The organism is Lactobacillus nasalidis (genome assembly GCF_016587775.1).
GTDB classification, from domain to species: domain Bacteria; phylum Bacillota; class Bacilli; order Lactobacillales; family Lactobacillaceae; genus Lactobacillus; species Lactobacillus nasalidis.
On record NZ_BOCG01000552.1, the window covers coordinates 1 to 2502 of the forward strand.

Here is a 2502-nt window from a genome sequence, read left to right on the forward strand (position 1 = left end):
CTGCTCTCCGGCAGCCAGGCTTTGGCTGCCAGCGTAGACTGGGCGGTATTCCGGCATGACGTAAAGTACCTGCGGCAGGTTCAGCTTGCGGCTGCTGGAGAAAAAGCGGCCCGGGTCGTGCAGGGTCACTTTTTCATACGTGAGCGTCAGCCGGCCGGGACGCAGGTTCTTCAAGGCCAGTTTGACCTCCCGGCTTCCGCGAGCCGGCACGCTGGTGCGCAGCTGCCAGCGCTGCTTGCCCGCTCCCTGGCGGGCTGCCAGGCGCAGGGTCAGATCGGTTGCCGGCCAAAAAGAAGCATTGCTGACCAGCAGGCCAAGCTCGCTGGCCGGAGCCGCAACGGTTTCTTCTGCCCGCGGCTGCAGTTTGATCCGCCGCTTGAGCAGGCGGGGATACAAAAACAAGGGCAGAAGCAAAATTGCTTGGAAAATCGTGATCAAGAGCAGCAGAGTCAGCCGGTACTGGCTGGCCAGATAGTATTCCGCCAGCCAGAACAAAAAGAGCAGCAGCAGCTTCATCGTCTGAAACCAAGCCCCGGCGCCTTGACGCTCTTCAGCAAAGCCGCAGCCGCTTCGCTGGCGTCCATGCCGGCAGCCTGCTCGCTCAAAATCAGCCGGTGGCGCATGACGTAGGGATACTGCTCCTGGATGTCGGCCGGGGTGACGAAGTCGCGGCCGTCCAAGTAGGCGCTGGCCTTGGCCAGGCGGATCAAGGCCACGGAAGCGCGCGGCGAGACCCCCAGCTTGACCAGGGAGCTCTCCCGGCTGGCCCGCACCAGCTTGATGGCGTATTCAGCGAGCTCGCTGGCGACGTAGACCTTTTTGACCGCGCTGATGGCCGCCTCAACGCCAGCTGCGTCCATAACCTGCGGCAGGCTGGCAGCAGGCGCGTTTTCCACCAGGCGCAGCTCAGACTCAAAGTCGGGATAGCCGATGGAGAGGGAAACCATGAACCGGTCCACTTCGGCTTCAGGCAGCGGCTGCGTGCCGATGCTGCCCAGCGGGTTTTCCGTGGCTAAAACGACGAAGGGCTTGGGCAACTGGCGGCTGGTCCCTTCAACCGACACGCTCCCTTCTTCCATGGCTTCCAGCAGCGCCGCCTGCGTCTTCGGGCTGGTCCGATTGATTTCGTCGGCCAGGAAGATGTTGGCAAACAGCGCCCCTTCCCGGTAGTGAAATTCCTGGTCTTTTGGCGAATAGATGCTGAAGCCGGTCAAGTCAGCCGGCATCGTGTCATTGGAAAAAGACACGCGCTTGCTGCTGAGCCCCAGGACTTGGGCAAAAGCCTTGACCAGGGTCGTCTTGCCGACCCCGGGAATGTCGACCAGCAAAACGTGTCCTTCAGCCAGAACCGTCAGCATGATCTCCCTGACGACGGCTTCCTTGCCCAAGATCTGCTGGTTGACGGCTTGCAAGACCTGCTCGATTTCTTCGTTCATGTAATTTGCCCCCTTTTTTCTCGCGGTAAATAAAAGGACTAACTTCCGGGCCCAGGGCCCGGCGGTTAGTCTTTCAGATTCTTTTAATTTATTATAGTGGCCTGCTTCTCAGCCGGCCAATAATCTGTTGGCATATTGGTATGCTTTTGTGGAATAGTCGTTCAAGCAAAAAAGACATCAAGCCAATGCTTGATGTCTGCTAGTGGGTCGTCAGGGGATCGAACCCTGGACACCCGGATTAAGAGTCCGGTGCTCTGCCAGCTGAGCTAACGACCCGAATGGGTTTAAAATTTAGCCGCGCCTAAACGCGTATGGGTCGTCAGGGGATCGAACCCTGGACACCCGGATTAAGAGTCCGGTGCTCTGCCAGCTGAGCTAACGACCCAAGTGGGTTTAAAATTTAGCCGCGCCTAAGCGCGTATGGGTCGTCAGGGGATCGAACCCTGGACACCCGGATTAAGAGTCCGGTGCTCTGCCAGCTGAGCTAACGACCCAAGTGGGTTTAAAATTTAACCGCGCCTAAGCGCGTATGGGTCGTCAGGGGATCGAACCCTGGACACCCGGATTAAGAGTCCGGTGCTCTGCCAGCTGAGCTAACGACCCAAGTGGGCTGCGGCTGACTTAAGTCAACCGACATTTATTTATTATACAGAAATGCGACAGGATTGCAAGGATTTTGGCAACTTTTTTGCTCAAAAACTTTTCTCCCCCGTCTCAGCCCGGCTTAAACTGTCTCTTTTTGCCCTATTCCTGCCAAAAAGCTCCCCGCGGGGCCACTTCCAGCCGGCGGATCTCGTCTTTCAGCCCCGCCTCGCGCACGGCGTCAATGAAATCGCTGATGTGCTGCGGATCCACCAGGCTCATGATCGTCGGGCCGGCCCCGGACAGGTAGGTCGCCACCGCCCCGTGCTCATGGCCCAGGTTGCGGATGATCTCCAGTTCCGGGACCAGGCGGCTGCGGTAGCGTTCATGGAAGAGGTCGGCCTCCATCAATTCGCCCGCCTTCTCATAGTCCTGGGCAAACAGGGCTGCCACCGCCGTGTTGGCCACGGCACTGGCCTGAACC

Annotated in this window: 2 protein-coding genes, 4 tRNA genes and 1 pseudogene; all 7 read right to left on the bottom strand. The window is 58.9% G+C overall.

From position 1 onward, the window contains the following. Positions 1 to 516 (bottom strand): hypothetical protein (locus tag lacNas_RS10695; protein WP_201346849.1); only part of this gene is annotated, 516 nt, incomplete at its 3' end. Next, on the bottom strand, positions 513 to 1436 hold the full coding sequence (locus tag lacNas_RS10700) for an AAA family ATPase (RefSeq protein ID WP_201331749.1): 924 nt from the start codon (positions 1434 to 1436) through the stop codon (positions 513 to 515). The genes lacNas_RS10700 and lacNas_RS10695, both read right to left, overlap by 4 nt. 203 nt (positions 1437 to 1639) lie before the next feature. Then, positions 1640 to 1712, bottom strand: a tRNA-Lys gene (locus lacNas_RS10705). A gap of 36 nt (positions 1713 to 1748) precedes the next feature. Next, positions 1749 to 1821, bottom strand: a tRNA-Lys gene (locus tag lacNas_RS10710). Positions 1822 to 1857: 36 nt separating this feature from the next. Further along, positions 1858 to 1930, bottom strand: a tRNA-Lys gene (locus lacNas_RS10715). A gap of 36 nt (positions 1931 to 1966) precedes the next feature. Beyond that, positions 1967 to 2039: transfer RNA gene (locus lacNas_RS10720), tRNA-Lys, on the bottom strand. A gap of 141 nt (positions 2040 to 2180) precedes the next feature. Then, positions 2181 to 2502: pseudogene (locus lacNas_RS10725) on the bottom strand (homoserine kinase); the annotation flags it as partial.